This window comes from uncultured Jatrophihabitans sp., assembly GCF_964252635.1.
GTDB lineage: Bacteria > Actinomycetota > Actinomycetes > Mycobacteriales > Jatrophihabitantaceae > Jatrophihabitans.
The window spans coordinates 22638-29040 of sequence record NZ_CAXUNP010000046.1; the positions used below are offsets into that span (position 1 = coordinate 22638).

Annotated in this window: 5 protein-coding genes and 1 pseudogene; 2 read left to right on the plus strand and 4 right to left on the minus strand. The window is 71.2% G+C overall.

Going from position 1 to position 6403, the window contains the following annotated elements; translation table 11 throughout:
• Positions 1 to 94: 94 nt before the first annotated feature.
• Positions 95 to 1036: an aldo/keto reductase gene (locus ACFFCA_RS16805; RefSeq protein ID WP_375486856.1), complete on the minus strand. Its 942-nt coding sequence runs from the start codon at positions 1034 to 1036 to the stop codon at positions 95 to 97.
• 42 nt (positions 1037 to 1078) lie between these two features.
• On the opposite strand from ACFFCA_RS16805, the gene gmk reads away from it, so the two are divergent.
• Positions 1079 to 1633 carry a guanylate kinase gene (gene gmk / locus ACFFCA_RS16810; protein WP_375486858.1) on the plus strand — a complete coding sequence of 185 codons (555 nt, stop codon included), beginning with the start codon at positions 1079 to 1081 and terminating at the stop codon, positions 1631 to 1633.
• Positions 1634 to 1702: 69 nt separating this feature from the next.
• Here gmk and pntB read toward each other — a convergent pair whose 3' ends face one another.
• Positions 1703 to 3106: a Re/Si-specific NAD(P)(+) transhydrogenase subunit beta gene (pntB, locus tag ACFFCA_RS16815; protein WP_375486860.1), complete on the minus strand. Its 1404-nt coding sequence runs from the start codon at positions 3104 to 3106 to the stop codon at positions 1703 to 1705.
• Positions 3103 to 4683 (minus strand): Re/Si-specific NAD(P)(+) transhydrogenase subunit alpha, encoded by a 1581-nt coding sequence (locus ACFFCA_RS16820; RefSeq protein ID WP_375486862.1) that lies wholly within the window; start codon positions 4681 to 4683, stop codon positions 3103 to 3105. Before ACFFCA_RS16820 ends, pntB begins: the two co-directional genes overlap by 4 nt.
• 125 nt (positions 4684 to 4808) lie before the next feature.
• Here ACFFCA_RS16820 and ACFFCA_RS16825 point away from each other — a divergent pair, with 125 nt between their 5' ends.
• Positions 4809 to 6056 (plus strand): hypothetical protein, encoded by a 1248-nt coding sequence (locus ACFFCA_RS16825; protein WP_375486864.1) that lies wholly within the window; start codon positions 4809 to 4811, stop codon positions 6054 to 6056.
• Here ACFFCA_RS16825 and ACFFCA_RS16830 read toward each other — a convergent pair.
• A pseudogene (locus ACFFCA_RS16830) lies at positions 6035 to 6403 on the minus strand (hypothetical protein); the annotation flags it as partial. The gene ACFFCA_RS16825 and the pseudogene ACFFCA_RS16830 sit on opposite strands and share 22 nt — an antisense overlap.

A 6403-nucleotide genomic window follows, 5' to 3' on the forward strand; every position in this document is an offset into this window, starting at 1 on the left:
TGCGTTGATCGACAGCGCGGGGCGGTCGTCGTGCGACCGTCCCACGCTGTCGATCACCGACCCCGCCGCGTAGCGGGCGGTGCCGGGGACCCGGTCAGGACGTGAGGTCGTCCAGCTCGGCGAGGTCGGACGGGGACGGCTTCCAGTCACCGGCCGCGACGTTGCGCTCGATCTGGGCACGTGACGTAGCACCGGCGATCACGCTGGCCACCGTGGGCTTCGCGGCCAGGCCGCCCATGGCGACGTCGATCAGCTCGACGTCCCGCGCCTTGGCGAAGCTCTCGAGACCCTCGATGACGTCGAACGCGTGATCGGTGAGGTCACTCTCACGCCCCCACGCCTGGATGCGGCTGCCCTCCGGCGCCGCCTCGCCGCGCCGGTACTTGCCGGTCAGCAGCCCGCTGGCGAGCGGGAAGAACGGCAGCAGCCCGATGCCGTAATGCTCGAGCGCGGGCACGACGTCGGCCTCGAGACCGCGCTCGAGCCAGCTGTACTCGTTCTGGGCGCTGACGAACCGGGTCAGGCCCTGCGTGCGGGCCTGCCACTCGGCCTCGGCGATCTGGAAGCCGCTGAAGTTCGAGCTGCCCACGTAACGCACCTTGCCGGCGCGCACGAGGTCGTCGAGCGCCGACAGCGTCTCCTCGATCGGGGTCTCCGGGTCGGGACGATGCATCTGATAGAGGTCGATCCAGTCGGTACGCAGCCGGCGCAGCGACGCCTCGACGGCCTTGATCACGTAGCGCCGGGCACCGCGCGCGCCCCAATCCGCGCCGTTGCCGTTGCCGAGCCGTCCCGCGTCACTGCCGAACTTGGTGGCCAGCACGATGTCGTCGCGCCGCCCCTGCAGCAGCTCGCCGAGCCGTTCCTCGGACGCCCCGTAGGAGTCGGACGTGTCGAACAGCGTGATGCCGTTGTCGAAGGCCGCGTCGATCACCTCGCGACTGCCGTCCATGTCGAGCTTCATGCCGAGGTTATTGGTGCCGAGTCCGACGACGGACACGACCAGTCCGCTGTTGCCGAGGTGTTTGAAGTCCATCCTCCGACAGTACGTCCGGGGGCGGCCGGTAGTTTCGCGGGCATGCCTGCCCGCCTGACCGTCCTGTCCGGGCCGTCGGGGGTGGGCAAGGGCACGGTGGTGGCGGCGCTGCGTCGACTGGTGCCGCACGTCTGGGTCTCCGTCTCGGCCACGACGCGGGCACCGCGACCGGGGGAGCGCGACGGCCGCGAGTACCGCTTCGTCGATCACGACGCCTTCGCGCAGATGATCGCCGACGACGCCCTGCTGGAGTGGGCCGAGTTCGCCGGCAACCGCTACGGCACGCCGCGCACGCCCGTGCAGAAGCACCTGTCCGTCGACGATCCGACGCTGCTCGAGATCGAGCTGGAGGGTGCCCGGCAGGTGCGGGCCTCGATGCCCGACGCCCGGTTCGTCTTCCTCGCCCCGCCGTCGGTCGAGGAGCTCGTCGACCGACTGCACGGCCGTGGGACGGAGTCGGCAGAGGCGGTGGCTGCCCGGCTGGCGCGGGCCGAGGTCGAGATGGCCGCCGCGAGCGAGTTCGACCACGTGGTCGTCAACCGCGACGTCGAACAGGCCGCGCTCGAGGTTGCTGCGCTCGTCACCGCCGACGACTGACCCGTCGCCCCTCCCGAGTTGTCCGCGTTCGGACGACGTCCGTCGCGTCCTGGCGCGGACAACTCCGGGTCAGAGGGCGCGGATGATGTCCTCGACCCTGGCCTTGGCGTCGCCGAACAGCATCTGGCTGTTGTCGCGGAAGAACAGCGGGTTCTGCACCCCGGCGTAGCCCGCGGCCATCGAGCGCTTGAACACGATGACGTCGGACGCCTCCCACACGTGCAGCACCGGCATGCCGGCGATGGGCGAGCTGGGGTCGTCCGCCGCGGCCGGGTTGACCGTGTCGTTGGCGCCGATGACCAGCACGACCGACGTCTCGCCGAAGTCGTCGTTGATCTCGTCCATCTCCAGGACGATGTCGTAGGGCACCTTGGCCTCGGCAAGCAGCACGTTCATGTGCCCCGGCAGCCGGCCGGCGACCGGGTGGATGCCGAAGCGGACGTCGACACCGCGTTCGCGCAGCCGCCTCGTCAGGTCTGCCACCGGGTACTGCGCCTGCGCCACCGCCATGCCGTAACCCGGCGTGATGATGACCGTCGACGCGTCCTTGAGCAGCTCCGCGGTGTCCTCGGCGGTGATCTCGCGGTGCTCGCCGTAGTCGGTGTCGTCCGACGGTCCGGCCTCGATGCCGAACCCACCGGCGATCACCGAGATGAACGAGCGGTTCATGGCCTGGCACATGATGTAGGACAGGTACGCACCGGACGAGCCGACCAGCGCACCGGTGACGATGAGCAGGTTGTTGTCCAGCAGGAAGCCGGACGCCGCGGCGGCCCAGCCCGAGTAGCTGTTGAGCATCGACACGACCACCGGCATGTCGCCGCCGCCGATCGAGGCGACGAGGTGCCAGCCGAGGGCCAGCGCAACGGCCGTGACCGCGATGAGCAGCGGCAGGTTCGGCGAGTGCACGAAGAAGACGGTGAGCACGACGAACGCGGCGAGCGCACCGAGGTTGAGATAGTTCTTGCCCGGCAGCATCAACGGTGAGGACTTGATGCGCGCCGAGAGCTTGAGGTTGGCCACGATAGAGCCCGTGAACGTGACCGCACCGATGAAGATGCCGATGAACACCTCGGCGTGGTGGATGCGCAGCAGCGAGCCGGCGAACTCCGTCTGGTTCGCCTTGTGCTCGACGGAGTAGTAGCCGCTCCAGCCGACCAGGACGGCGGCCAGGCCGACGAAGCTGTGCAACAGGGCGATGAGCTCGGGCATGCCGGTCATCTCGACGATGCGCGCGCGCCACAGGCCGATGCCCGCGCCGATGACGACGGCGACGACGAGCAGGACGATGGCGACGGCCTCGGCGTGCTCGGTGGCGACGCCGATCGTGGCCGCGAGCGCGATGACCATGCCCGCGATGCCGTAGACGATGCCCTGCTTGGCGGTCTCGTGCTTGGACAGTCCCGCCAGCGCCAGGATGAACAGCAGCGCCGCGACGATATAGGCGGCCTCGGCGATCGAGTGAGCGTTCATTTGCTGAACATCCCGAGCATGCGTCGGGTCACGGCGAAGCCGCCGAAGACGTTGATGGAGGCGAGCAGGATGGCGACGAAGGCCATCACCCGGACGACGGTGTCGTTGTCCTCACCGATCTGCAGCATGGCGCCGACCACGATGATCCCGGAGATCGCGTTGGTGATGGACATCAGCGGCGTGTGCAGCGCGTGGTGCACCTTGCCGATGACGTAGTAGCCGATGACCACCGCGAGCATCAGCACCGTGAAGTGCTCCGGGACGGGCTGCGGCGCGAACTCGTTGACGAGGAACAGCACGAGCACCCCGACCCCGACGAGGGTGAACCGGCGGGTGATCTTCTGAGCGTCGGTGAGCTCCTTCTTCGGAGCCGCGGGCTCCGCCGCCGGCTTGGCAGTTCCGTTTGCCGACGAGGGCGCCGCCGACACCTGCACCGGGGGCGGCGGCCAGGTCTTCTCGCCGTTGCGCACCACCGTCATGTTGCGTTGGACGACGTCGTCCCAGTCCAGGACGAGCCGGCCGTCCTTCTCCGGCGTCATCAGCTTCATGAGGTTGACCAGGTTGGTGCCGTAGAGCTGCGAGGCCTGCGCGGGCAGCCGGCCGGCGAGGTCGGTGTAGCCGATGATCGTCACCTTGTTGTCGGTGAGCACGACCTCGCCCGGCTTCGACCCGGCCACGTTGCCGCCCTGCGCCGCGGCCATGTCGACGACCACCGAACCCGGCTTCATCGCTGCGACGTCGTCGGCGGTCAGCAGCTTCGGAGCCGGTCGGCCGGGGATGAGCGCGGTCGTCACGATGATGTCGACGTCGGCGGCCTGCTCGCTGTAGATCTCGGCGGCCCGCCGGTCGTAGTCCTCCGACGTGGCCTTGGCGTAGCCGTCCGTCGACACCTCCTGCTCGACCTCCACGGCGAGGAACTCCCCACCCAGCGACTTCACCTGGTCGGCGACCTCGGGCCGCGGATCGGTCGCCCGCACGATCGCGCCCAGGCTGGACGCGGCACCGATGGCCGCGAGGCCCGCGACGCCCGCGCCGGCCACGAGCACCTTGGCCGGCGGCACCTTGCCCGCCGCGGTGACCTGGCCGGTGAAGAACCGGCCGAAGACGTGCGCGGCCTCGATCACGGCGCGGTAGCCGGCAATGTTGGCCATCGAGGACAGCACGTCGAGCGACTGCGCCCGCGAGATGCGGGGAACGGCGTCCATGGCCATGGCCGTGATGTCGCGGGCGGCGAGCTCGTCGACCAGCTCGGGCTTCAGGCCCGGGCTGAGCAGTGCAACGAGCGTGGAGCCGTCCCGCAGGCGCGCGATCTCCTCGGTGGTCGGCGCGTTGACCTTCAGCACGATGTCGCTGTGCCACGCGTCGTCGGTGCTGCCGACCCGGGCCCCGGCGTCGGCGAACGCGTCGTCGGAGAAGTCCGAGCGCACGCCCGCCCCGGCTTCGACGAGCACGTCGTACCCCAGCTTGCGCAGCGCGTCGACCGTGCGCGGCGTGGCCGCGACGCGGGTCTCGGCGGCGCCTTCGGCCACCACGCCGATGCGTTGAGCACCGTGCGGCGCGTCCTGGGGAGCTGTCATGCCCGACCTCCTCGGTCACCGTCGTCCGGCCGGCAGGTGTGACTACCGGTACCGGGCAATGTTCAGGCAATCTAGCCAACGTGCAGCTCGTATCGCGTCCCGGGAGCCTCTCGCGGGCGGCAATCGTGACGCTTGTCGCGCTGCTGCTGCTCGCCACGGCTCCGCAGCGCGCCGGCGCCTCGACCGCGCTGCGGCGCTACGAGGCGACGGGCGTCCGCACGTCCGGAGGCGCCAACCCGGTCGACGCACCCGACCTCGCCCCAGGTCTGTACCGCGACACGTACGCCCAGGCGGGTGCGCCGTACGAGGACGGGACGGCGAAGTACTACCGCGTCCGACTCCGCAAGGGCGTGACGCCGTACTTCTCGGTCACCGAGGCGCCCGCGGGCCGGGCCTCGGACAAGGACTCCGCCCTGCGGGTCGAACTGAGCCTGGCCCCGGTCGACCGGAGCGTGTCCGGGTGCGAGGCGAGCGCCAGCGGCACGGGCGACGCGACGGGCGACGACCTCGACAACGCGACCGCGGTGCTGGCTCCGGGTGAGGTCGGTGGCCCCGACTGGGAGGACTGCCCGACCGACGCCGTGTACGCCCTGCACGTCACCCGCTCGGGGTCGGCCTTCACGGGTGCCGGCCTGTCGATGGAGATCGCGGTCCGGCTCGAGCCGGCCGGGTCGGCCACCGGGTCGCCTGCGGTCGGCGAGGACGCGAAGAACGTCCGCGGGCGGGCCGGCGGTCCGCTGCGCGTCGTCGTCGGGGGGACGGGGTTCGGCACCGCGCCCCTGTTGCCCGCGGGCCGGTACCGCGACAGCTTCGTCACCGGCGAGCGGCGTTACTACCGGGTGCACCTCGACTGGGGTCAGCGGGTGGCCTGGACGCTCACGGCCGATCAACTGCCGGAGGTCTCGGACTACCGGGGCACCCGCGGGACCGTGCTCATCGCCAACCCGGTCCGTGAGGTGGTGGAGCAACCGGACGACGCCGACGTCGAGGCCAGCGACCTCGGCGCGACGTCCGGCCCCGTCTACGGCTCGACGCTGGTGCCCACCGCTTGGGTGGACCGGCGCTCCGACGACGACGACGTGGTGCCGTACGCGATGGACGGCGACTACTACCTGATCGTCTCGACGGCCTACCCGGACTCCACCCAGCTGACGAGCACGGTGCCCTACGAGCTGAACGTGCAGATCCTGGGCGCGCGCACGCAGGGACCGACCTACGCCGTCGACGGGTCGGCCGTGCCGCACACGGGGTCCGGGCACCGGGCGGTGCTCGTCAGCGCCGTCATCGGCGGGGTGGTCGTGGTGCTCGTCGTGGTGCTGGTCGCCGTGTTGCTGCTCAAGGCCCGTCGGCGTCAGCGGTCCACCCAGACGTAGCGACCCCGGCCGGCCGCGCACACCACGCCGTGGCCGGCACCGGTGACGGCGAGGTCACCCTGCTGCTGCCAGGAACAGGTGGTGCCGACCTCGTGCACGATCCGGGCCGGCGAGCCGCCCAGCGTGCCGGTCGGGGGCGCGGTGGGTTCGGGACGGGCGTCCGAGCCGCCGGTGACGGCCAGCGCGGCGGGCACGGCCACCGCCGCGGCCACGACGAGGCCGGCCAGGCCGAGCAGGAAGCCCCGGCGGCCCCGGCGGCCCCGCGGCGGCGGCGGTCGGTGCGCGAGCGGAGGCGTCGCGATCCATCCCGTCGGCGGGCTCGCGCCGACCGCGGTGGGCCGGGCCTG